This window comes from Nostocoides australiense Ben110 (assembly GCF_001050535.1).
Taxonomy (GTDB): domain Bacteria; phylum Actinomycetota; class Actinomycetes; order Actinomycetales; family Dermatophilaceae; genus Nostocoides_A; species Nostocoides_A australiense.
The window spans coordinates 2,637,319-2,660,162 of sequence record NZ_HG764815.1 but is presented as its reverse complement, the minus strand read 5'-3'; the positions used below and the strand labels follow the sequence as shown (position 1 = coordinate 2,660,162).

Annotated in this window: 20 protein-coding genes; 15 read left to right on the top strand and 5 right to left on the bottom strand. The window is 69.3% G+C overall.

Annotated elements, in window-relative coordinates; genetic code table 11:
• Positions 1-18: 18 nt before the first annotated feature.
• From BN11_RS12770 to BN11_RS12755, 4 genes are all read right to left on the bottom strand, one after another.
• Complete coding sequence (locus BN11_RS12770) at positions 19-615, bottom strand: hypothetical protein (protein ID WP_048698270.1); 597 nt, start codon at positions 613-615, stop codon at positions 19-21.
• Entirely contained in the window at positions 615-5,981 is a 5,367-nt protein-coding gene (locus tag BN11_RS12765; protein ID WP_235435461.1) for a hypothetical protein, read from the bottom strand. The genes BN11_RS12770 and BN11_RS12765 overlap by 1 nt, the downstream gene beginning before the upstream one ends.
• Before the next feature lie 236 nt (positions 5,982-6,217).
• A complete protein-coding gene (locus tag BN11_RS12760; protein ID WP_048698268.1) occupies positions 6,218-6,457 on the bottom strand; it encodes a hypothetical protein in 240 nt (79 codons plus the stop codon).
• 569 nt (positions 6,458-7,026) lie between these two features.
• Positions 7,027-7,662 carry a hypothetical protein gene (locus BN11_RS12755; protein ID WP_048698266.1) on the bottom strand — a complete coding sequence of 212 codons (636 nt, stop codon included), beginning with the start codon at positions 7,660-7,662 and terminating at the stop codon, positions 7,027-7,029.
• Positions 7,663-8,151: 489 nt separating this feature from the next.
• Between BN11_RS12755 and BN11_RS12750 the strand changes: the two genes are divergently transcribed.
• From BN11_RS12750 to BN11_RS23770, 14 genes are all read left to right on the top strand, one after another.
• A complete protein-coding gene (locus BN11_RS12750) occupies positions 8,152-9,126 on the top strand; it encodes a ParA family protein (protein ID WP_048698264.1) in 975 nt (324 codons plus the stop codon).
• On the top strand, positions 9,123-9,743 hold the full coding sequence (locus BN11_RS24710; protein ID WP_201329259.1) for a hypothetical protein: 621 nt from the start codon (positions 9,123-9,125) through the stop codon (positions 9,741-9,743). The genes BN11_RS12750 and BN11_RS24710 overlap by 4 nt, the downstream gene beginning before the upstream one ends.
• 39 nt (positions 9,744-9,782) lie before the next feature.
• Positions 9,783-10,478, top strand: coding sequence for an SAF domain-containing protein (locus tag BN11_RS12740; protein ID WP_083433735.1), 696 nt, complete (start codon positions 9,783-9,785; stop codon positions 10,476-10,478).
• 4 nt (positions 10,479-10,482) lie between these two features.
• Positions 10,483-11,280 (top strand): hypothetical protein, encoded by a 798-nt coding sequence (locus tag BN11_RS12735; protein WP_048698263.1) that lies wholly within the window; start codon positions 10,483-10,485, stop codon positions 11,278-11,280.
• Entirely contained in the window at positions 11,277-12,848 is a 1,572-nt protein-coding gene (locus BN11_RS12730) for a CpaF family protein (RefSeq protein WP_053084096.1), read from the top strand. Before BN11_RS12735 ends, BN11_RS12730 begins: the two co-directional genes overlap by 4 nt.
• A gap of 2 nt (positions 12,849-12,850) precedes the next feature.
• Positions 12,851-13,726, top strand: coding sequence for a type II secretion system F family protein (locus BN11_RS12725; protein ID WP_048698261.1), 876 nt, complete (start codon positions 12,851-12,853; stop codon positions 13,724-13,726).
• Positions 13,723-14,631 carry a hypothetical protein gene (locus tag BN11_RS12720; RefSeq protein WP_048698259.1) on the top strand — a complete coding sequence of 303 codons (909 nt, stop codon included), beginning with the start codon at positions 13,723-13,725 and terminating at the stop codon, positions 14,629-14,631. Before BN11_RS12725 ends, BN11_RS12720 begins: the two co-directional genes overlap by 4 nt.
• 175 nt (positions 14,632-14,806) lie before the next feature.
• A complete protein-coding gene (locus tag BN11_RS12715) occupies positions 14,807-15,007 on the top strand; it encodes a hypothetical protein (RefSeq protein WP_083433734.1) in 201 nt (66 codons plus the stop codon).
• Positions 15,004-15,423 (top strand): TadE family protein, encoded by a 420-nt coding sequence (locus BN11_RS12710; RefSeq protein WP_083433733.1) that lies wholly within the window; start codon positions 15,004-15,006, stop codon positions 15,421-15,423. Before BN11_RS12715 ends, BN11_RS12710 begins: the two co-directional genes overlap by 4 nt.
• A complete protein-coding gene (locus BN11_RS12705; protein WP_048698255.1) occupies positions 15,420-15,863 on the top strand; it encodes a TadE/TadG family type IV pilus assembly protein in 444 nt (147 codons plus the stop codon). The genes BN11_RS12710 and BN11_RS12705 overlap by 4 nt, the downstream gene beginning before the upstream one ends.
• Positions 15,863-16,300, top strand: a complete 438-nt coding sequence (locus tag BN11_RS12700) for a TadE family protein (RefSeq protein ID WP_048701405.1) — start codon at positions 15,863-15,865, stop codon at positions 16,298-16,300. Before BN11_RS12705 ends, BN11_RS12700 begins: the two co-directional genes overlap by 1 nt.
• Positions 16,297-19,689, top strand: a complete 3,393-nt coding sequence (locus BN11_RS12695) for a LysM peptidoglycan-binding domain-containing protein (RefSeq protein ID WP_048698253.1) — start codon at positions 16,297-16,299, stop codon at positions 19,687-19,689. Before BN11_RS12700 ends, BN11_RS12695 begins: the two co-directional genes overlap by 4 nt.
• A gap of 13 nt (positions 19,690-19,702) precedes the next feature.
• Positions 19,703-20,344 (top strand): hypothetical protein, encoded by a 642-nt coding sequence (locus tag BN11_RS12690; protein ID WP_048698251.1) that lies wholly within the window; start codon positions 19,703-19,705, stop codon positions 20,342-20,344.
• A gap of 5 nt (positions 20,345-20,349) precedes the next feature.
• Positions 20,350-21,231: a hypothetical protein gene (locus BN11_RS23770; RefSeq protein WP_162213123.1), complete on the top strand. Its 882-nt coding sequence runs from the start codon at positions 20,350-20,352 to the stop codon at positions 21,229-21,231.
• A gap of 93 nt (positions 21,232-21,324) precedes the next feature.
• Here the strand turns inward: BN11_RS23770 and BN11_RS12680 are convergent, their stop codons facing one another.
• A complete protein-coding gene (locus tag BN11_RS12680) occupies positions 21,325-22,242 on the bottom strand; it encodes an RNA polymerase sigma factor (protein WP_083433732.1) in 918 nt (305 codons plus the stop codon).
• A gap of 318 nt (positions 22,243-22,560) precedes the next feature.
• On the opposite strand from BN11_RS12680, the gene BN11_RS23765 reads away from it, so the two are divergent.
• On the top strand, positions 22,561-22,844 hold a 284-nt coding region (locus BN11_RS23765), incomplete at its 3' end, for a hypothetical protein (RefSeq protein WP_048698246.1).

Here is a 22,844-nt window from a genome sequence, read left to right as displayed (position 1 = left end):
GGGTGCGGGCCCCGCCGGTCATCGCCATCCACCACCGTAGGGCCGCTCGATGTCAATGGCGTCGACGGCGTCGAACTTCCAGTCATCGAGGTACTCGTTGCCCCAGTGGCCGGTTGCCCAGGTCATGAAGCCCTTCTCCCCACCGTTCTCCCAGGCGTCCATCATCGCCTCGGCGTCGGCGGGGTCCAGCTCGAGCTGGGTGGTCCGGTTGCGCATGTAGTCCCGCCCGGCGGCGTGAGGTCCCTGCAGGCCGGTGATGGACAGTCGTGCCCCGCGGCTGGCGATCGCCTGGCGCATGCTGGATCCGGCCAGGGCGGCTCGGCGCCCGGCCTTGGTGGTCGCGGCTTGGCGTGCCTTGGTGGCCAGCGACTTGGCGTGCTGCGCCGAGGGCCGTTGCCCGGTGCCGGTCTGCTCGGTCTTGACCCAGCGCTCGACGGTGCGCCGTGAGACTCCCAGGCTCTTGGCCGCCTTGGTCAGGTCGATCCCGGACTTGGTGCGTCGGGAGGCGCCGCCGACGGCCATGAGCATGCCGCGCAGGTCGCCTCCGGTCTGCCCTGAGACGTCGGCGTCCCGGCCGGTGAGGGCGGTGAAGAGTTTGCCTCTCAGGTCGCTCATCACTCAGCCCCCGCAACCCGCTCGACGATGGCGTCCTTGCCCTTGTAGGTGCCTCCGGTCAGGAACTCCAGGTGCTCCTTCAGCGGCGCGCTGCCCTCGACCTTGTAGCGGCCGAGTTCGCGACCCATCCACCGCTCCCCTCCGGGCCACGAGGCGACGGGGTCGGGGTCTGGGGAGGTGTAGAGGACGGTGTCGGCGACGACGGCGACCGGGTAGCGCCCGGTCTCGTTCCCGATGGTGGCGATCCGGCGCAGGATGTTGGTGCGCGCCTTGGCGATGATCATGTGCCGGCGCTCGGGCGCGTACCCGACGCGGCCGGCCATGTGGGTGCTGGATCCGAGCATCCCGATGGTGGGTGCGTAGATCTGCTTGAGCTGGTCGCGGGCGATCTGGCTGTCGATGTCGTCGACGTCGAGCCGGGTCCGGGCGTCGCGGATCCGCTCGTACCAGGGGTCGAGGATGCGGGCCCGCTCGGCCCACGTGTAGGCCTCGAGGATCTCGGGCTCATAGCCCTGCTCGGCCGCGAACTCCAGCGCCGGGGTGGTCGCCCAGCGCACCTTGCCGGCGTGCAACCCGCGCGGGTCCAGCGGGTGGGGCATGCGCCAGTCGCCGGTGTCGGGGATCTCGATCCGCCAGTAGCCCGGCATCCTGGGCACGAAGGCGGTGCCGTCAGGGTGGTGGACCGGTGCGCCGACGCCGAGCTCCAGGCCGCTGACGCCGGCCAGGTAGGACCCGGACCGGTCGTAGGCGTGGATCCACTTGTGAGCGAGCTCCTCGCCGGTGGGCTGCCGGCACCAGGAGATGTCGGCCTCGACGTTGCTCACCTGCGCTGGCGGGCAGGGCTCCAGGACGGGGAAGAACCGGTCGCGGTCGCGATGCCGCAGGGTGGTCATCAGGTCAAGACCGGTGGTGGACCCGGACAGCTGGTAGGGGTGTCCGAGGGCATCGGCGAGCAGCCCGATCCGTCGGGCCAGGGTGGCGTGGTCGGGCTGGTCACGCATCAGCGCGACGTTGGCGTCGTCTCGGCTCATCGCGGCCAGCAGCACGACCCAGACGGACTTCTCCGAGCCCTTCCAGATCCTGGTCCAGCGGCCCAGTGCGTCATCGCCCTTGCCGCCGAAGCTGTAGCCGGCCTCCTGCGCTGCAGTGACGGCCACGCTGGTCGCGCTGCTCTCCCGGGCGACCTTGTCCTTGTCCTGCTCGGAGGCCTTGGTGATCGCCTCGACGTCGATGCCCAGGCGACGAGCCAAGTCGTCGCCGACCCACACCTGCGCTGCGGCGTCGAGGTACTTGGTGACCGCGGTTCCCAGAGATAGCCATTGGGCCAGCCGGACCAGGTCGCCGGCGTGCTGGGGTCCGTCTCCAGGCATCTCGACGAACTCGCCGTTGCTGAGCCAGATCCCGTCGATGTCGACGACGGCGGCCGCGGCCCGGAACTTGGTCTCCGTGACAGCCGCCTTGGTGGGGCTGGTGCGCTCCTTGGCCGGCGTCGGCGAAGGGGCCGGCATCGGATCTGGTGCCGGCGCTTCCGGTTGGGTGGTGGCTTGGACGTCGGTGTCGGGCTGCTGGCCGCGCTTCCATGGGTGGCCGACCGGGGTCTGGGCTGCGCGGTCGGTGGCGGTGCTGCCTTCCCAGCACACCGTGTGCACGCGGACTCCGGAGATGACCACGCCACTGCGTACTCCGCAGACCACGCACGGGGCCACGTCGCCGCTGCTCCGCGGCTCGGTCCAGCCCACGACTCCGTCGAGGTCGGTGTGCGGTCGCGCGGTGAGCTCGGGCTCGTCCATGGGGGTCTCCTCGCTGGGATGGTCAGTCCCGTCACGGTCGCCGCGGTGGTCGGTGTCGGCGCCGGTCCCAGACTCGGTCATCGTGTGCGCGGTGTCCACCGCGTGTGGGTCCGGGGTGTTCAGCCCGGGGATCTCCAGGACCGGGTCCTCGCCGTCGGTGTCCGGTGCCGTTCCACCGTCGTCGGGGTGGTGGTTCCCGGGTCCGCTGTGGGGGTCGTCGCCGCCGGGGAAGTCTCCGCCGTCCTCTGGACCGTCACCTGCCGCATCGTCCTCGTCGTCGATGACGCGATCGAGGTAGAGCGTGACCATGCGGGCGTCCCGCTCCTCGGCGTGGATGCGGCACTTGACCGTGTGACGGGTGCGCCCCTCGGAGGTGTCGGGGATCAGGACGTGCTCGTCGTGAAGGGCGCGGCACGCGGTGTTGCGGTCGATCTCGAGCTTCTCGGCCTGGGTCGCCGAAGCGGCCTTGAGGACGGCCTCGAGCTGGGTGGACTCGCACATCAGCACCCGTCCGCGGTCCTTGGGTCCGGGGTCGTGCATGACGTAGCCCAGCCGGATCCCGTTGCGCTCCAGGCGGTACTTGCTCGGTGAGCCCATCATGTCGGTCTCGGTGACGGTGCGCCGCCACCCCAGGCGCCCGGCCAGAGGCCATGGCGGGCACTCTCCGGTGCGGACGTCGTCGACGTAGGCGATGCCCTGACGCAGCGCGTAGGCGAGCAGCTCTCGTGCCCGGGCACCGGTGGTGCGGGGCATGTCGGGGTTGACTGCCGCTCGTCCTGCCTCGTGCAGTGCCTCGTCAACCCGGCGCAGGGTCTGCAGGCGCTCCTCGGCGGTGATCGCTCCCGTCTCGAGCAGGAAGTCGGTCATGGCGACCCAGCCGACCCAGGTGTGGGAGATGGCGGCGGCCTGACGCACGCTCTCCCCCGCGCGCTCGACCAATGCATCGGCGTAGGCGTCGGCGATCTCCATGTAGTGGGCGCGCTTGCCCATCAGGTCACCAGAGAGCCAGGAGATGTAGGAGGCCATCACCAGTGCCCGCTGGTGGCGTGAGAGTGCCTCGTCCAGGGGGAACAACAGCGCGGTGTCGACGTCCTCCCGGGCCAGGGGGACGACCAGCATCCGCTCGGCGCCGGATCCGGGACGGGGCATGACCTCGGAGGTGCATAGGCCGCTGGCGCGGGGCCCGGTGCCGTCGCTGACCGAGAGCCCGTCTCGCGATGAGCGGGAGCGCTCCTCCTGGTTGTGGATGAGTCGGGCGGTCTCTTCGAGGTGCTTCTGTGCCTCCAGCCAGCTGCGGGTGGGCGCGAAGTCGTCCATCCAGTAGAGGCAGTCCTTGGCGTTGTGCAGCTTGAACCGCAGCGCGTTGAAGGTGTCGCCGTTGCCGGACATGGAGGACGCCGGCTTCTTGTGCTCCCACTTCTCGCCGAAGTGCTGCATCGCCTTGGCGGCCACCGAGGTCTTGTAGGACCCCGGAGGTCCGACCAGGGTGAGCACCCACGGGTTGTGGCCCAGCACCGCGCGGAAGACCTGTCCGAGCAGCGGGGCCGCTACGCGCCCCGGCAGCCGGTCCAGCATGGTGGCCGAACCGTTCTGCCAGGCCGTGCGCAGAGCCTTCGCCTCACGGATGGGGTCGGGGAAGTTGTAGCGCTCGATGGGCCCGGAGAAGGCGACTTCGACGTCCTCGTGTCCGGTGGGGGTGATCGCGCCTCGGCGGTGGATGAACCGGTGGGTGCCGTCGGCGTTCTCCCTCCACCCGGTTGCCCGGTAGAGCACCTCGTCGACGACGTTCTCGCTGATCGCGAGGATGGCTCGCTGCAGCTGGTCCAGCCCGGCCCGCTTGTGGTCGTAGTCAGGGGGCCCGGGCAGCGACTCCAGCCACGAGTGGTCGCGCCACTTGTCGGCCATGACGCGGATCTCCAGCAGCTCCCCGGTGATCTCGTCCGGGTACTGCAGCCGAACCGCGATCAGGGTCTTGGGCGCGCTCACCCGCCGCTTGGTCGGTGTCGAGCGACCCATGAGCTCGGTGTCCTCGACGTCATGGTTGTGCTCTACCTCGAGGTACTCACGGCAGGACACCCGCACGACCATCGACAGCAGCGTCTTGAACTTGCCCGGCTCGTCCTGGTCCTCATCCCACTCGTCCCGCTGCCTGCGGCTCGAGCGGTCCGGCTCCCACTGCACGATCTTGCCGTCCAGGACGCGGAAGGGAGTGTTGCCGGAGCCCACACCCTTCTGCCCCAGCCAGTCGCTGTCGTCGGTGACGACGTCGGTGGGTGAGGCCTTGGGCGTGGGCTCACCATCTGCCGGTGCCGGCGAGTCCGCCGGCGGCTGAGCCGCCGGCCGCAGCGACTCCGGCACGGGGACCTGGACCTGCAGGTGACACCGTCGAGCAGCCTCGGTCCCCTCGGCGAGCAGCGCCTCAGCCGCCTCGATGGCCTCCCCTACCCACTCGGTGCCGATGCGCATGCCCGCAGCGCAGAGCTGGTCGACGAGATCGCGCAGCGACTCCTGCCTGACCTGGCTCTCCAGAGCCCACCGCTTGGCGAAACGGCGGTTGTCCTCAACGTCCTGGCCCTCATCGGCCAGCTCCCACCGGCCCTGAGCCTCCTCGATCGCCTGCTGCAGCGAGCGTGCCCGGTCCTTGACCGAGGTCAGCTCGTGCCAGACAGCGACCTCCTCGACCGCGACCCACTGCAGCGCGTCCAGACCCTTGCCGGCCTCGATGTGGTCGGTGAAGTCGGTCTTGGCATCTTCCAGGTCAGGCAGACGGAGCAGCACCTTGGCTCCGACGCCTGTGAGCTTGGCGTGCAGGTCGACCCCGCGGGCCCAGCCTGTGGAGTCCCGGTCGAGGACGACGACGACCCGAGCGTTGGTGAACTCCTCAACCAGGTCCGCGGGGAAGCTCTTGCCGCCCTGGGTGTTGGTCGTAGCGACCAGCCCAAGCCGCTCCGCCGTGTGGACGTCCTTCTCCCCCTCGAGGAGCCAGACCTCGCTGCCGGCCTTGACCGCAGCAGCGACCTGCGGGGCCCGGTAGATGACCGGGTAGAACTCCTCAGGCTTGCGCTTGACTCGCCGCCCTTCACGGGTGACGAAGAGCTGCCGAAACTGCTTGTGCCGTTCGCCCTCGGCTGTGCACTCCTCGCGGATGACCTCCTGGACCAGCCGGTCCTCGTGGTCGACGTAGGGGTAGCGCTCGATCTCGACCCAGTGGTGCTCGACTGCGGGAACAGGCGCCGCAGGCGGCTTGGGCAGCAGGGAGGGAAGCCGGCCCAACTTGCCGCGGCGCTGACCTGCACGGCGACGCGAGGGGCTCTTCCCGACGCGATACAGGCTGCGGTCTCGCTCTGGGAGAGGCTCGTCGAACAGGTCGCTCATCGTCAGGCTGAGTGCCTCGACGATCTGCTCGGCCTGTGCCTGGCAGCCGTGGCAGTAGAGCAGGACCCCTCCCCCACGCGGCCCACCACGCCAGGTGATGTGCAGCGAGGGAGTGCGCTCGTCATGAACCGGGCAGCCCGCCATCAAGCTGTGCTGGCGCCGCGAGGCAGTGGTCAGCCCGCGCGCTTCGATCGCGTTCACGACGCGATCGAAGGAAGAGTGGGCACCGCCTCCGCCAGATTGGCGGGTCGGCTCAGTCACGGCGTGGTCACCTCCCATCACCGGGGAGGGACACGCCGAAGCGTGAAGGGGTTACCTGATGCAGCATCGGGTAACCTCTGGGTTGTCGAGGCCACTTCAGCCTTTCGTAGTCGGAGACGCCGCCCCACTCAGCCGCCAAGCATCGGGGGTGGCGTTCTCTGTTGTTGGGGGTCCTTTCAGCCGGTTCCCGTGAGGGGCAGTTCCTGCTGGTGCTCATCGCGTCGTCGGTGCAGGTAGTCGGGCTCAGGCAAGCCGTGCCCCCTGGCCAGCACCTCTGTGAGGTAGTCAGCAAGGGAGACCTCTCGCCGGTCAGCTTCTGCCTTGTAGACCGCGAACTGATCCGCAGGGAGGCGCATGGTGAACTGCTTACGAACACCCTTCGGCTTCGGGCCGGGACGCTTCCGCACTGACGACATGGCTCATTCCTAGCGGCCCTATGACTCTGAATCAGGGATCTGGCCACGCACCGGCGTGTCGCTGCAGTTGAGAGCCCCGAGTCCGTCATGAGTGCGGAAGGTGCAGGCGCAGCGGACTGTGTGACAACCGAGATCAAGTTCGTCTTGAGCAGGCTCCCGGGCAGGCCTGGGCGTCGGTCCTTTGGCTGAGCTCCCCTCCCGCGCATCCCGGCACCTCCCCCGGCAACCCTGGGACGTGACACGCCAGTGAAAGAACCCCGGAAAGGGACAGGTTGTGCGGCGCCGAGAAGCCAAGAGCAGCAGCGTGCAAGAGCCTCGCGCGCGTGCACACACGCATAGACACGGGGGTGGGTTTGGTGGGAAACGTGGGAAACGAAGGTGTCTGCGCAGGTCAGAGGCGGTTGTTCACTTCCCACTGAGGGGGGAAACGAGGTGGGAAACGTAGGTGGGAAGTGAGGAGCAGAACGCTCATGGGAGTGTTCTGCTCCCGGTCTGACGGTTTGGAAAACAGCGACCCCCTGCCAGCAGGGGGGTCGGCAGGGGGTCGGTCTGAAGCGCGTCGTGAAGTGCTAGTAGCGCTGCTCCACGCGCCGGCGCGGGTCGCCTGGGAGCCCTCGCTCGCGCCGCTGTTGCTCTACCCGCAGGCGGACTCCGTTTCCCGTGCGGTGGATCACGGTGAGGGGGGCGATGCTGTCCCAGCCGAGGTCCTCGGCGAGTTCGGTGGCGAGGTCGCAGAAGGTGTCTTCGAGGATGTTGTCCGCTGCGGCGTACATGCCGTGCATCTGGCGCAGCTCCCAGACCTGGCTGAATGGATTGGGCAGGGGGATGCCGCGCAGGGCCCGCTTGGCCTCGGGGTGGTTGCGGACGCGGCCGCCGAGCGCGTTGTAGCGCAGGATGTCGACGTCGGTCTTGGTCATGCCGACCAGCTCCAGGCCGGCGCGGTAGTCCGGGCACTGCTCGCGAGCGAGCGCGAGAGGGTCGAGCATGGCGTCTTCGATCCCGCCGGCGTAGTAGCGCAGCTCATGGAGCTGGATGTCGAGGCGGCGCAGGTGGCCGGGGGTGGTGAACTCGACCCGTCCCTTGGTCCAGGTCAGCGCGAGCGACATCGGGTCCTCTGGCACCCAGCGGAACTTGGACTGGTCGTACATGCGCCGGTGCCACGTCATGTCCTCGAGCCAGTCGGAAGGCTTTCGCGCGGCAGTCATGGCTCCATGATGCCCCGACACACCACTCCCCCACCAGAGGCACACCGGCATGGCACCACTCACGCACCGGGTGCCCACCACCTGCACACCACTTGCACACCACTCCGACAGTGGAGGGCCAACAGACCGGCAATGTAGGGGCAACAGATGCGCAGTGGAGGGCTAACAGCCTGTTTGTTGAGGCCTACAGGGGAGTCAGTAGTCGGAACGCAGGCCGACAGCAAAGGGTCAATCGTCCGCTTGCTGGCTATTAGTAACGTGTCAGTGAGGGGCCAGTGAGGGGGACACGGGGGGTCCATATGCCGCCTGTGGACCCACAACGATGCGACAGTGGGGGGACAGGTGGGCCAGAGTGGACCCACTGAAGACCGTCCGTTGGAGGTCAGTAGGCGCACCGCGAGGGAGCAGTTGGCCCTCATCTGACATTCGCTTGTCACAGGCACCGGCCTCGGGTCACCTTCCACGGGCATGAGCGTGATGGAGGGACGGATGTCCGAACCTGAGCTGCCGGACGCGGCCGCACTGAGTCGTGTGGTGGCCGTGATCAACGGCAAGGGCGGGGTGCTGAAGACCAGCATCGTGGCCAACGTCGCCGGGTGTCTGGCAAAGAGCATGCGGGTGCTGGTGATCGACCTCGACATCAGCGGGAACCTGAAGATGGATCTGGGCATGACCGCTGCCGCCGAGGATGACGCTGGCAAGAGCGTCGTCGACGCCGTCTGGTCCGGCGCTGATCTTCAGATCGTGCGCGAGGTGCGGCCCAACTTGGACATGGTCTTCGGTGGTCGCGCGCTGGAGATGCTCAGCTCGTTGGCGAAGTCGTCGATGTCCGATGAGCTGCCGACCGGGTCGATCGCCACGGAGTTCGCTTCGCGCTTGGCCGACGTGGCCGAGGACTACGACCTGGTCCTGCTGGACTGCCCCCCTGGCAACGGCGACCTTCAGGACATGGCGCTGACTGCCTCGCGATGGGTGTTGATCCCGACCAAGACCGACCCCGGGTCCTGGGACGGGCTGCTCGGGGTGGGTCCCCGCGTCAAGCGCGCCCGTGCAATCAACCCTGATCTGGGCTACCTGGGGGTGGTTGTCACCGCGCACAACCCGCAGGCGACCCGGGTCATGCGCAACACCAAGGTCCGTCTGGAAGAGGTGGGGGAGACCGTTCCCCTGCTCCAGGCCTACGTTCGGCACTCGGAGAGCTCAGCGCACGACTGCCGTTATCGCGGTCAGCTGGCTCACGAGCTCGCTGCCGACGCGGACGCCAACCGAGTCGAACGGCTCGAGGCGCTCAGCGCGCGTCGCCGGGGTGAGGACTCCGTCGACAACGTCATCCCGCTCCCGGTCGCGCTTTCCGGCACCGCGGACTCCCTCGCGGGTGACTACGACCGGCTCGCGGCCGAGATCTGCGCACGGATCTCCGCCGCCGAGACCGGAGCTACGTACCTGGCAGGAGCAGAGGCATGACGACATCCGGAACCGGTTCGGCCCGAGAGATCCCACCTGGCCGGCTGTCCAACTTCGAGGACGTCCCCGACGTTGAAGGCGCACCGACCCCGCTGCTGCCGCCGCGTCGTCCGTCCAAGTCGACCTCGGCTCGCACTTCGACGAACCGCACCAGGAAGTCCACAGAGCGCCCTGTGCGGGCCGCTGAGCCCGCCACGACCGATCCACGGCCCGATCAGCCCTCAGCTGCCCCCATAGCCCCCGAGGGGGCGCTGAAGGGCCCTGAGGACAAGGTGCGCCCCTCCAACGTGCACATCCCGATCGCGCTGCTCGAGCCGCTGGTGGCCAAGTGCAAGACCGACGGGCTGTCCCACGGCGAGGTCATCATCGTGGCCATCGAGAACGCCCACCCCCGCCTGAAGGACCTCATCCACCCCGCAGCGACCGCCGGCGGCGGGCTGTTCGCCTCCCGTCGCAGCCGGGCATCACGCAAGACCGATGGCCCCCTGACCCCGCTGAACTACCGGCTCCGTGAGGCGGACTTCGCCACCTTGGACCAGCTCGTCGACGAGTTCGGTGCCAGCTCGCGCGGGCACCTCATCACGGCCGCACTCAGCGACTACTTCGGCGACAACTGAATCCCGAACTCAACCAACCCGAAAGGCCCGACCAGCCCCATGTCGACCACGACTCCTGCCACCGACTCCCGGAGGCAACAGCGGAAGAACCCCACCGATGGGGAACTGACATCGGCTCCGGGGGAGCAGTTCGCCCCGCCGCCGAAGCTGCGCCGCCGCCCGGTGCTGATCGCGGCCTCGGTGGCCGCGATCAGCCTGGGCGCCCTGGCCAGCATGTGGGCGTACCAGTCCACCTCTGACGCCCAAAGCGTGCTGGCTGTGCGCCAGACCATCGAACGCGGCGACGTCATCACCGCCGATGACCTGATGACCGTCAACATCAGCGTCGACCCGGCGCTGAAGCCGCTCTCGGCCGACCAGGCCAGCAGCGTCGTCGGCAAGCACGCTGCCCTCGACATGTCGGCCGGGGGAGTAGTCACCCAGGACCAGGTCACCGAACAGGCTCTCCCTGCCAAGGGCTCCTCCGTGGTCGGCATCGCCCTGACCCCGGGCATGCTGCCGGCCAACCAGATCCGCGTCGGCGACAAGGTCCGGGTCGTGGTGACCCCGGGCCAGCAGGGTGAGATGCCGACCGGACAGCCGGACTCGATCGAGGCCGTCGTCGTGGGCGTGGCCAAGGACGAGACCACGGGCAACGCGATCGTCAACGTCCAGGTCCCCAACAACGAGGGCCCGATGCTGGCCGCCCGCGCTGCCACCGGCAAGGTCGCGCTCGTCCTCGACAGCCGGAGCTGACCCCATGGCGCTGATCGTCTTGACCTCCGCCAACGGGTCACCCGGGGTGACCTCCTCCGCCCTCGGCCTGGCCATGGCCTGGCCCCGACCGAGCATCCTCGTCGACGCCGACCCGACGGGATCCCGCGCGATCCCCGCCGGCTACTTCCGCGGTGGCCAGCTGCCCTCGGAAGGCTCGATCGTCGACCTCGCCCTGGCCCACCGCCAAGGCTCCCTGGTCGAAGAGCTTCCCCGGCTGCTCATGCGCATCCCGAACACCCACATCCAACTCCTCAACGGTCCGGTGCGGCACAACCAGGCACGCGCCCTGGACAGCCTGTGGGAGCCCCTGGCCGGCGCCTTCAAGAGCCTCGAGCGCAACGGCCAGGACGTCATCGTCGACGCCGGCCGGCTCGGCCTGGAAGGGTCTCCTTACAAGCTGCTCGCGGCCGCCGACCTGGCTCTGCTGGTCACTCGCTCGACCGTTCCCGCCCTGGTCGGTGCAGCCTCGTGGGCACCCACCCTGCGGGACACCTTCACCCGCTCCGGTGCCGCCACCAGCCTGGGCGCTCTTGTCGTCGGCCCCGGCATGCCGTTCACCGCCGGTGAGGTGTCCAAGACCCTCCAGATGCCCACCGTCGCCGCCCTGGAATGGGATCCGCCCTCGGCCGAGGTGTTCTCCGTGGGAGCGCAGCCGCGCCGGAAGTTCGAGAACGCCGGCCTGAGCAAGTCACTGCGCGCCGCCGTCCAGGCCATCCAAGCCACCTTGTCTAGCTCTCGAGCTGCGATCGACCTCGCAGTGGGGGAGAGGAGCCAGCCATGACCGACCGCTTCGACCCGACCGCCCTGCCGATCTTCGGCGCCACACCCCCGGCGGAGACCCCGCCCAACGGGCACCAGCAGGTGCCCACGATCTCCCTCGCCCCCACCCCGACCTCGGCCCGGTCGCTCGCGGGGCCGATCGCCGGAGCCGCGCCTGTCCGGGCCGCTGCCGTTCCGGCCCCGGCGACCGTCCCGCCGGTCCCTGCACGCCCGGCCGTCATCGCACCCGGGGGCATCGACTGGCACCAGGTCGCGATGCTGCGTGCGCAGGCCTCGGACCAGCTGACGGCGGCCTTGGGGGAGGATCGGGGCATGGACCCCGAGACCGAGCGCGAGCTCGGCCGCACGATCATCCAGGAACTGCTGCAGACCACCGCCGCCGACCGGCTGCACGACGGCGAGGTGGCGTGGTCGATGGACGAGCAGGACGCGATGGCTGTCGCGGTCTACAACGCACTGTTCGGCCTGGGCCGGCTGCAGCCCCTCGTCGACGACGACACCGTCGAGAACATCATCATCACCGGCGCCCAGAACGTGTGGGTGGAGAAGGTCGACGGCACCCTGGTCAAGGCCGACCCGGTGGCTGACTCCGACCAGGAGCTGCTGGACTTCCTGTCCTTCGTGGCGTCCCGCAGCGAGGTCAACGCCCGCAGCTTCTCGTCTGCCAATCCCCGACTGCACATGCGTCTGGACGGCGGTCCCCGTCTGGCAGCCGCCGCCTGGGTCACCGCCCACCCATCCGTGGTGATCCGTCGTCACCGGCTGCGCCGGGTCACCACGGATGAGCTCGTCGAGCGCGACATGATCACCCCCACCCAGGCCTCGTTCCTGCGGGCGGCGATCAAGGCGCGCAAGTCCGTCGTCGTGGCCGGCCCCCAGGGCGCTGGCAAGACCACGATGGTGCGAGCACTGTGCGCAGAGATCAACCCGTGGGAAGCGATCGGGACCTTCGAGACAGAGTTCGAGCTGCACCTTCACGAGCTCACCGACGTCCACCCGATCGTGCACGCCTGGGAAGCCCGTCCCGGCTCCGGCGAGGTCGGCCCCGACGGGAAGCAGGCCGGCGAGTTCACCCTCGACGAAGCGCTCTACGACTCCTTCCGCTTCAACCTCTCGCGCCAGATCGTCGGCGAGGTCCGCGGCCGCGAGGTGTGGGCGATGATCAAGGCGATGGAGTCCGGCGCCGGCTCGATCTCCACCACCCACGCCGGCGACGGCGAAGGCGCGATCCGCAAGCTGGTCACCTGCGCCATGGAGGCCGGCCCGCACGTCACCAAGGAGCTGGCCACCTCCAAGCTCGCCGAGACTGTCGACCTCGTCGTCCAGGTCCACCTCGAGACCGTCCCGCTCGGCGACGGCAAGTGGCGCCGCTCCCGCTGGGTCTCCGAGATCGTGCACGTCGCGCCCGGCGAGGCCGCCAAGGGGTATGCCGTCACGCATGTCTTCCGTCCCAATCCCGCCGGCGGCCCGGCGGTGCCCGGAACCCTGCCGGACGAGCTGCGTGAGCTCGAGCAGTACGGCTTCGACATCAACGCCTACCTGGCCGACAACGGACGCGAGGCGGTGTAATCATGCCGCTGCTCATTCCCGCCCTTGGTGGGGCGCTGGTCGTCGCCGGCATCATCGGTGTCATCCTCGGTGTCCGTCGCACACCCGTGGCTCCGCCAGCCCCGCGCCGCCGCAACCAGTCCCGCCTCAGCTCGCGCTGGGCCGGGATGGAGCGACGGAGCAAGATCCTGGCCGTCGCCGGCCTGATCGCCGGCGCACTCATCTACCTGTTCACCGGGTGGCTGATCGCCGTCGTGCTGGTCCCGCTGGCCGCGGTCGGTCTGCCCACGCTGCTGTCCGCCCCTCCGTCAGCGGCCCGGATCGAGCGCCTCGAGGCGCTCGAGGAGTGGACCCGGGCGCTGGCCGGGGTCTTGACCGTCGGGGTCGGCCTCGAGGAGGCGCTGCGTTCCACACTGCGTTCGACACCGGAGGCCATCCGGCCCGAGGTCACCACCCTCGTGGCCCGGCTGCGGGCCCGGATCAGTACCGAGGAAGCGCTGCGAGCCTTCGCAGACGACCTCAACGACGCCACGGGCGACCTGGTCGCCGCCTACCTGATCCTCGGCGCCCGCCGCCGCGGCCAAGGCCTGGCCTCGGTGCTGGAGTCCCTAGCCGAGTCGGTCGCTGCGGACGTCCGCGCCCGCCGCGCGATCGAGGCCGACCGGGCCAAGCCGCGCACCACCGCCCGCTGGGTCACGATCATCACGATCAGCGTCCTGGGGTTTTTGACCCTGACCGGCGACTACATCAGCCCCTACGGGTCCCCACTGGGTCAGCTGCTGTTGATCCTGCTGCTCTCGGCCTACGTCGGGCTGCTGATCTGGATGCGCAACATGGCCAAGGGTGAGGCGCTGCCCCGCTTCCTCGGTGACGCGGCTCGGGAAGGAGCACACGCATGACCACTGGTCTCCAGCTCGCCCTGCTTGGCGGTGCTCTCGTCGGTCTCGGCCTGTCCCTGATCGTCTGGCGGCTGCTGCCGGCCGACCCCGACCCCGTCGACGTCGTCCACCGCTACTCACCCGAGGGTGTGCGCGCGCGCACGGCCGCCGCCGGCCCCACCATCCAGGCCACCACCACCCCCGACCGGCTGGGGATCTGGGCGATCAAGCGGTTCCCTGCCTCCTGGTGGGGCAAGACGCCCACCAAGGAGCTGGCGCTGCTGCGGATCCCGGTTCACCGGTTCTACGGCAAGAAGGTCCTCTACGGCATCACGGGTCTGCTGATCGCGCCGGTCCTGTCCTACTTCTTCGTCGTCCTCGGCTGGTCCATCCCGATCCTGATCCCCGTGGTCGGCTCGCTCCTGCTCGCCATCGGGCTCTTCCTCACCCCCGACCTTGACGTCCGCACCGACGCTCGCCACGCGCGCGCCGAGTTCGGCCGCGCCCTGGGCGCCTACACCGACCTGGTCGCCCTCGAGCGGCTCGGCGGGTCGGGGTCGCGTCAAGCCATGGAGCTGGCGGCCGAGGTCGGGGACTCGTGGGTGTTCCAGCGCATCGGCGAGGAGCTGGCCCGCTCTCGCTGGTCCGGCCTGGCCCCTTGGGACGCGCTGAACGCGCTCTCGGACGAGCTCGGGTTGCCCGAGCTCGACGATCTGGCCGACATCATGCGCCTGAGCAAGGAGGGATCTCAGGTCTACAGCAACCTGCGCGCCCGATCCGGTGCCCTGCGTTCTGCGATGCTGAACGAGGAGCTGGCCAAGGCCAACGCGACAGGGGAGCGGATGAGCATGCCGATGTCGCTTCTCGGTGTGGTGTTCATGGCGATCCTCGTCGCGCCCCAGCTCCTGCGGGTGATGGGGGGCTGACCGGCACCCAGATCCCAGCAACCAGCAGGACCTGCGCCCGCGATCCGGGGGACACCCCGACCCACGCCGAGATGAAATCTCGGGTGAAAACACCACAGAATCGTTGTCACAGACACGACCGTGTCGCACTTTCCGGTCTTGACCGGAGCTCGACTAGATAAAGGGGAACCCCGACATGCTCCACCTCGCCGCAACCATCCACACCCTCGGTGTGAACCTGTACGGCCGCGCCCACACCCGCCTGACGACCAAGCCCGAGCGCGGCTCGGAAACGATCGAGAAGGTGCTCTGGGCCGTCGCTGTCATCGCGATCGTCGCCATCGTCGTCACCGCCATCCGCGCCTACGTCACCTCCGAGGCAGCGAAGATCGGATGAGCTTCCTCCTAGCCACGCACCTGCCGCACCGACTGGCCACTTGGTCGCCGGTGCGGCAGGAGCGTGGCTCTGCAACCATCCAGATGGTTGTCCTGATGCCCGCCCTGTTTACCTTGATGTTCCTCGGGGTTCAGGCCGCGGTGCTCTACCAGGGCCGCACGATCACCCTGGCCGCTGCCCAAGAGGGCGCCCGGGTCTCCGCCGCCGCCGACGGAACCAACGTCGCGGGCGTCGCCGCAGCCTCCGACTTCGTCTCCTCGACCTCGGCAGGACTGAAGAACACCTCCGTATCGGGAAACCGCACCGCGACCACCGCGACGATCACCGTGACCACCCACACGGTCAGTCTCATCCCGTTCGTCTCCCCAAAGATCACGCAGTCGGCGTCCATGCCAGTGGAACGGCTGACCGGATGAGCCGGCTCAGGCTCCGTCCCCTTGGCCGCAGCGACCGCGGTTCCGAAGCGCTGGAGGCCGCCATCGGCGTGCCGGCGTTCCTGCTCTTCATCGCGCTGATCATTGCCGGCGGCCGCCTGGCGATCGCCGACCAGGCCGTGCAGGCCGCAGCTGCCGAGGCTGCGCGCTCGGCCTCGATCTCCCGCACCCAAGGACAGGCGCACGGCTCCGCCGTCAGCGGAGCGACCTCCTCGCTGGCCAACCAGAAGCTGCAATGCACCTCCAAGTCCGTCAGCGTCGACACCGGCGGGTTCGCGGCGCCCGTGGGCACCCCCGCCAGCGTCACCGCCACCGTGACCTGCGTGGTCAACCTCTCTGACGTCGCCATCCCCGGCCTGCCCGGCACCCGCACCATCACAGCCACGATGAGCAGCCCCCTCGACACCTACCGGGAGCGATGATGACCACCCTGCGCCAGCGCCTGGCCGACACCGAGCGAGGCTCGGTCTCGGTGTGGTTGGCCACCGCTGCAGTCGTGATGATCATCCTCGTCGGTGTCGTCGTCGACCTCGCCGGCCAGGTCCACGCCCAGCAGCACACCCGCAACGTCGCCAACCAGGCCGCCCGAGCCGCTGGACAGCAGATCAACGCGCCCGTGGCCATCCGCGGCCAAGGCGTGCAGGCCAACGCACCCGCGGCCGTCGCGGCCGCCCAGACCTACCTCAACGCCTCCGACGTCACCGGGACCGCCTCCATCGTCAACGGCAACACCATCAGAGTCACAACCTCCTCGACCTACAACACCAAGTTCCTCTCGATCATCGGGCTGGGCAGCATGCGCGTCACCGGCCAGGCCGAAGCACGCATTGCGCGCGTCGTGGGAGGTGTTTCCCAGTGATCACCCTCCGCCGTCGTCTCCTCGGCCTGGCCGCGCTGCTGGCGATCTTCGGCATCATCATCGGCCTGCCGACGGTCCTGCTCGCCGTCGAAGCCAACCCCTTCGCCGGAGGACTGCCGACCTTCGAGGCGATCAAGACCGCCCTGACCTCCCCCGATGACGGCACCCTGGCCGTCGGGCTGATCAAGATCGTGGCCTGGGCATCCTGGGGATTCCTGACCCTGTCCATCCTCCTGGAGGTCCTGGCCCGTCTGCGTGGAGTGCGCGTACCCCGCCTGCCCGGGCTACGACTCCCGCAGAACGCCGCCCGCGGCCTGGTCGGCGCCGCCATGACGCTGTTCGTCGCGATCCCCACTGCAGGAATCGCCAACGCCGCCCCGGCCGCGACCGTCACGGCCACCGTGGCGAGCGCCGCTCCCGCTGAAGCGGTACCCCCGACCCAGACGACTGAGCCCGCCGCCAGCTCGGCGCAGGAGACCCCAGCCCCGGCCACGGCGAAGCACACCGTCAAGCAGGGCGAGACCCTGTGGTCGATCGCGGCCGACCATCTGGGCGATGGGCACCGCTACAAGGAGATCGTCGAGCTCAACCGCAGCACCCTCGGAGGCCAGCCGGGCTTCATCAAGGCCGGCTGGGTCCTCGACGTCCCCGCGCCCCCCGCGCCCGCATCCACCGAGACCAGCACCGTCGTCGTCGAGAAGGGCGACACCCTCTCCGGTATCGCGCGTGAGCAGTACGGCGACGCCACCCGCTACCCCGAGATCTTCGAGGCCTCGCGCTCCATCACCCAGCCCGGGGGAGCCAAGCTCACCGACCCCGACCTGATCGACGTCGGGTGGACGCTGAAAGTCCCCACCCCGGCGGCACTCCAAGGCCAATCCGCTCCTCCAACTGCACCCGCCGAGCAGCCCCAGACCCCCACCGCCCCGGCTCAGCCCTCGCAGCCTGCCCCTGCTCAGCCCGCTGCCCCGGCCGCGTCAGCCCCCGAGGCCGCCGCTCCGTCATCGCCTGCACAGTCCCAGGCGCCGACCCAGACCCAGGCCGTCCCCGAGACAGCAGCCGCCGACCACCTCCAGGACGAGTCACCGTGGATGGCCCGGACCAGCTACGGCGTCGGTGCCCTGCTCGCTGCCGGCGTCATCGCCCTGCTCGCCACCCGCCGCCGGACCCAACAGCGGCGCCGCCGCCCGGGCCAGCGCATGCCCATGCCCACCGGCGCAGCAGCCCTGGTCGAGCAGGAACTGCGCGCAACCGCGGACGCCTTGTCGATCGAAACGGTCGACGTCGCGCTGCGCACCCTGGCCCGCAGCTGCACCGAGGGTGGTGTCGCCCTGCCCGCCGTGCGAGCGGCTCGACTCACCCGCACCCAGTTCGATCTCTACCTGGCCGAGCCCGCAGAGCTCCCCGAGCCGTGGACCGGCACCGCCGACGACACCGTCTGGACGCTCGAGGTCGACAACACCGCGGAGCTCGAGGAGACCGACGTCTCCGACATTCCCGCGCCCTACCCTGCTCTGGTCACGATCGGCCACGACGAGGAAGACGGGCACGTCCTGCTCGACCTGGAGTTCCTCGGCTCCATCGGGGTCTCCGGCCAAGACAACGCAGCCACCCGCGAGATCCTCGCCGCCCTCGCGATCGAGCTGGCCAACTCCACCTGGGCAGACGACCTGCAGGTCACCCTCGTCGGCGCCTTCCCCGACCTCGAAGACACCCTGCAGACCGGCCGGATCCGCTATCTCCCCTCCGTCGGTCGCATCCTCGAGGACCTGCTCCACCGCGCAGACCTCGACCGCGAAGCCATGTCCGCCGAAGGAGCCCCCGACCTGCACCACGCCCGCGTCACCGGCGCAGCCCCCGACGCCTGGGCCCCCGAGATCGTCCTGCTCGCCGGCGAGATCACCGACCGGCAGCGCAACCAGCTCGAGCAGCTCGTCACCGACCTCCCCCGAGTCGCCCTGGCCACGGTCACCAACGGACTCAACGTCGGGGAGTGGGGTCTGGACCTCACCGCCGGCGACGGGCCCGACTATGCAGTGCTCAACCCCATCGGACTTCAGCTGCGCCCCCAGCGCCTCCCCGCCGAGCAGTACGGCCATCTCCTGGAGATCGCCTCTCTCGCCGACGTCGAAGAGCTCGACCTCACCGAGGCAGCCCCTCCGCCCTCGCTGGCCGAGGTCGAGTCCGTCCAGCCCGTCGACGAGGCGCCCGCCCCGGTCTCCGCGATGCCCGAAGTCACCCTGGAGCACCTCGAGGCCGTTGCCGCCGGTGGGGTGTCCTCCAGCCCCACCGGCATGCCGACCTTCGGGCCCCTGCTCCCGCAGGACGAGCGACCCGCCGATGACGCCGACGACGAGACCGCACTTGCCGACACGCACACCGAGGAGCCGCCCCCGGCCCTCACCCCCGCCAAGGTCGAGGTCGCCCCGGTCCAGCTCGACGACTCCCCGGTGCAGGATCCCGAGACGCAGATCCCGACCGACGAGGCCGACACGACCACCTCTGAGGCCACGACTTCACCCGACCACGTCGTCACCGACCCCGCCGTCGACGAGACCCTCGCCGAGCCCACGGACGAGCCCGGTGCAGCCCAGGAGGCTCCGGTGCACCCCATGCCGCTCCCGACGCCCAGGATCCTCGTCCTGGGCCCGGTCGACCTCGTCAACGCCGAAGGCAAGGTCGAACCGACCAAGCGCTCACGCCTCCTGGAGTACGCCGCCTACCTCGCCCTGACCCCCGGAGCGACCCACACCGCGATCGACAACGCGATCTGGCCCGACCGCAAGAACGAGGACAACCTCAACACCCGCAACACCGCCACCAGCAAGCTGCGCCGATGGGTCGGCACCGATCCCCTCAACGGCGACGAGTACCTCCCGCGACTACAAGCGGGGGAGGGCTACGCCTTCCACCGCGCGGTCACCACCGACGCCGGCGACTGGGACCACCTGCTGGACCACGACCCGCTCAACGCACCCACCGATCGCCTCGAGGCGGCACTCGCCCTGGTGCGCGGGATCCCCTTCGAGGGAACCCACCGCAAGCGATACGCCTGGGCCGAGCCGATCCGTCAGCGCCTCATCAGCGAGATCGTCGACGCCTCCTACGAACTCGGCCGCCGCCGCCTGATGGAAGGCCGCTGGCGCGGTGCGGAGGAGGCGGTCGTCGTCGGGCTGCGCATCGAGCCTGCCCAGGAGAACCTCTGGCGCCTGAGGATCCTCGCAGCCCACGAGTCCAGGAACCCCGCCGCCGAAGCCGAAGCGATCGAGCGGCTCCTGACCATCACCGAGCAGCTCGAGTGTGACCTCGAACCCGAGACCGAGCAGCTGCTTGCCGCACTCAAGACACCCGGCACCGACTTCGACAAGCTCATGGCCAACGCACTCTAGGAGAATCCGACCCATGACCCGCCACACCCAGCACCTCACCAGCATCGCGGCGATCGCCGTTGCTGCCCTGGCCCTGAGTGCGTGCAACTCCACCGGAGACCCCGGGAGCAACACCACCAGCGACGCCGCGACCACCTCCGCGCCAGCCACAACGGACGCCCCCACGCCCACCACCACGACCCCGACTCCGACCCAATCCCCCGAAGACGAGGCAATCGAAGCCGCAGAGAAGATGATCCCCCTCTACTTCGAGGTCGGCGATCGCTCCATCCAGGACCCGAACAAGTTCGATCGCGAGGAACTGAAGAAGGTTGCTATCTCGAGCGCGGTCGACGACATGCAGAACCGGGTGAGCGCTTTCCAGAGGCAAGAGCTGAAGGCTTCTGGCAAGACCGAGGTCGAGTCCATGACGAACCCGCGCGTCGATCTGAAGTTGGACCTCAAGAAGTCGCCGCCCGATGTGCCGTCGGTGCAGCTCGACGTCTGTATCGACGTCAGCAAGCTCAACGTCGTGGATAAGGACGGCAAGTCGATGATTCCAGCAGATCGCAAGCCGCGGCAGCTCTGGCGCGTGGGCGTGGCCAACTATGAGTACCCGAAGGCCGATGCTTGGCGCATCGCGTACACCGACACCCAGGGCGGGAAGACATGTTGAGGCGTTTGGCGCTATTGGTACTCGCCCTCTTCGGTTCCACGATGTTCTTGGCGACTATCGCGCCGTCGGCGATCGCCGAAGGCCCCGCCTGCCACAAGACCGACCCGCAGACTGGGGTCTGCACGATCTGGATCGAGGTGCCACCTGAAGGCGGTGGCGGCGGTGGCGGCGGCGGTGGTGGCGGTGGTGGCGGCGGCGGTGGAAGCAACATCATCGTCCTCGTCATCGACGGCCAGAGGTGCACGTTCGCTGGTCTGAAGAATCCTCAGCCAGAGAAGAACGACCCGGTTTGGGAAGGCCACACTGACGGCGCCATCTATGCGTGCGAGGTCGCTCCGGAGGTTCGGGTCGGCAGCATCATCGCCGGATTCCAGATCCCGTTCTGGGCTGCGGCCCCTCCCGCGCTCCCGCCGCCCGACCCGCGGGTCCTTGCTCAGCAGGCTGTGGACTCGATGAATCTCAAGGCGATCAACATCGGGATTGTGCCGGAAGACCGTCCCGGAAGCATCGGGATCATCGGCCTGCCGAGCTGGATGTGGGTCGAAGCGCCGGCCGAGAACACGATGGGGCCCATCACCCGCTCTGCCTCGGCGCGTGGTTACACGGTGACCGCCGTGGCGAAGGTGACCAAGATCGTCTGGAACATGGGTGACGGCAGGACGGTGACCTGCACCGGCCCCGGTACGCCGTATGCCGACAGCTATGGCAAGCAGAGCTCGCCGACGTGCGGTCACACCTACACCCGCCAGGGCCGCTACACGGTGTCTGCGACGTCCTACTGGACCGTGGAGTGGGCGGGCATCGGCCAGACCGGGACGATCCCGATCGACTTCACCACCACGACCAACATCACGATGGGCGAGTCCCAGGTGATCAACCAGAGGTAGCACTGCCTCGGCACCACGCGAGGAGAGCCGGCCCCCACCCAAGATGATCCTGGGTGGGGGCCGGCTCTCTTGCTTGCCAGCAGGGGAGTGAGGTCAGGCGCAGACAACCTGGTCGACTGTGGTGAGCGGTGCGGGGGAGTGGAGCTCGGCGCGGACTGCCTCGGTGAGCTTGCGGGACGCGCGCGAGCAGCGCTGCCGGACGGCGGCCTGGCTGAGCCCGAGCTGCTCGGCGACAGCTGCGAACCCGAAGCCTTGGGTCCGCTCGGGCAGGTAGGAGGCGACGAGCAGCTGTGCCTCGTCCTGGCTGATGGTGGCGTTGCGCATGCCCCAGGCGATGACCTCGAGCAGGTCCGAGTCCGGGGTGATCTCCTCGACCGGGTCAGGGTCGGTGGTGCTGAGCCCAGCGAGCCAGGTGCGGCGGGCGCCGTCGCGGGTCTCCTCGTCGCGGAAGTCGTGAGGATCGACCGGCAGGTCCGTGGGTGGCTTCCTGGCCCCGGTGACGCGGTGGAGGGTGTCCAGGGCGAGGTTCGAGGCGACGGAGCTGGTACGCCGCTCGACCGGGTAGTCGGCCATCACGTCCCAAAACTCGGCCAGCGTGATGTGCCGGCGGTCTTCGGCCCAGGTGTCGCTGCTCGAGGTGCACATCCCGCCGGCGTGGGTGGCGGTCTTGGCGAGCTTGGGCAGCAGCGCCTGGAGGACGACTCGGCCGGCGAGCTGGTGGCCGCGTTGGAAGAGGCGGATGAGGGCCAGCAGGAGCTCGTTGGTGCGGTCGTGGCCGGCCGCGTCGATCGCGTCGACGATCTGCCCGGGCATTGCGAACCCTGCCAATGCCTTCTCGGCGCGGCCCCAGCGGCGCACCGTTACCGGGGTGCTGGGGGTGACGTGCAGCTCGGCCCACTCCTGGGTCAGCTGGCGGTACAGCGGCGAGACGACGTCGGCGGGGGCGACGTCGTGCTGTCGGAACATCCGGTCGATCTTCTTCACGGCTGCTGGCTCCTCCGTGCGGTTCATGCTTTGGACCGTAGGAGCGCTTGCTGCGACCCGTCCACTAGATGTGGGTCTGCCCCCTACATCCTCTACCCAAGTCCGGCACCCTTGCCCGATCTCTTGCCCGCCCGGGCGACACCGAGAACTTTCTTCGGGCAAGCACCCGGTGGCGCTTGCCCGAAGCACGCCAACAGGGCTGTGAGCTGCGAAAACGCGCCTTCGAGGCGAGTGGTCGACGGGCCAGAAAAAAGTTGGCCGATATCGCCTCCCACCTCGTCACAGGCGCCGTGTGCTGCGCACCTTCCAGAGGTGTCGGAAGAACCGCCGCCCGGAGGAGAGACCATGAGCCGCCCCAATCGCGTCCCCCGCGACCTGGCCGACGCTGCCGCCGTCCACGCTGCCCGCGACGCGATCGTGCTGGCCCTTGGGCCCCTGGCCGCCAGCCCACTGGATGAGCAGGCGACCACCCGGATGAAGGCCGCGCTCGAGCGGGCCGAGTCTCCGGCGGTCCGCCGAGCCATCCGCCGGCTGGCCCGGCCCGGGGAGCCGCGCCCCCCGCTCCAGGCGGTCCCGCCCATGACGACTGACAGGACCGCCGGTGCCCGCCCGCAGGCTCCGCCGGCGGG

What these genes read in the sequence shown, in the direction of transcription:
- BN11_RS12735 (WP_048698263.1), top strand. Translation starts at nt 10,483, where the DNA reads ATGGCGCTGATCGTCTTGACCTCCGCCAACGGGTCACCCGGGGTGACC.
- BN11_RS12725 (WP_048698261.1), top strand. Translation starts at nt 12,851, where the DNA reads ATGCCGCTGCTCATTCCCGCCCTTGGTGGGGCGCTGGTCGTCGCCGGC.
- BN11_RS12705 (WP_048698255.1), top strand. Translation starts at nt 15,420, where the DNA reads ATGAGCCGGCTCAGGCTCCGTCCCCTTGGCCGCAGCGACCGCGGTTCC.
- BN11_RS12720 (WP_048698259.1), top strand. Translation starts at nt 13,723, where the DNA reads ATGACCACTGGTCTCCAGCTCGCCCTGCTTGGCGGTGCTCTCGTCGGT.
- BN11_RS24710 (WP_201329259.1), top strand. Translation starts at nt 9,123, where the DNA reads ATGACGACATCCGGAACCGGTTCGGCCCGAGAGATCCCACCTGGCCGG.
- BN11_RS12760 (WP_048698268.1), bottom strand. Translation starts at nt 6,457, where the DNA reads ATGTCGTCAGTGCGGAAGCGTCCCGGCCCGAAGCCGAAGGGTGTTCGT.
- BN11_RS12740 (WP_083433735.1), top strand. Translation starts at nt 9,783, where the DNA reads ATGTCGACCACGACTCCTGCCACCGACTCCCGGAGGCAACAGCGGAAG.
- BN11_RS12710 (WP_083433733.1), top strand. Translation starts at nt 15,004, where the DNA reads ATGAGCTTCCTCCTAGCCACGCACCTGCCGCACCGACTGGCCACTTGG.
- BN11_RS12680 (WP_083433732.1), bottom strand. Translation starts at nt 22,242, where the DNA reads ATGAACCGCACGGAGGAGCCAGCAGCCGTGAAGAAGATCGACCGGATG.
- BN11_RS12750 (WP_048698264.1), top strand. Translation starts at nt 8,152, where the DNA reads ATGTCCGAACCTGAGCTGCCGGACGCGGCCGCACTGAGTCGTGTGGTG.
- BN11_RS12730 (WP_053084096.1), top strand. Translation starts at nt 11,277, where the DNA reads ATGACCGACCGCTTCGACCCGACCGCCCTGCCGATCTTCGGCGCCACA.
- BN11_RS12715 (WP_083433734.1), top strand. Translation starts at nt 14,807, where the DNA reads ATGCTCCACCTCGCCGCAACCATCCACACCCTCGGTGTGAACCTGTAC.
- BN11_RS12690 (WP_048698251.1), top strand. Translation starts at nt 19,703, where the DNA reads ATGACCCGCCACACCCAGCACCTCACCAGCATCGCGGCGATCGCCGTT.
- BN11_RS12770 (WP_048698270.1), bottom strand. Translation starts at nt 615, where the DNA reads ATGAGCGACCTGAGAGGCAAACTCTTCACCGCCCTCACCGGCCGGGAC.
- BN11_RS12700 (WP_048701405.1), top strand. Translation starts at nt 15,863, where the DNA reads ATGACCACCCTGCGCCAGCGCCTGGCCGACACCGAGCGAGGCTCGGTC.
- BN11_RS12755 (WP_048698266.1), bottom strand. Translation starts at nt 7,662, where the DNA reads ATGACTGCCGCGCGAAAGCCTTCCGACTGGCTCGAGGACATGACGTGG.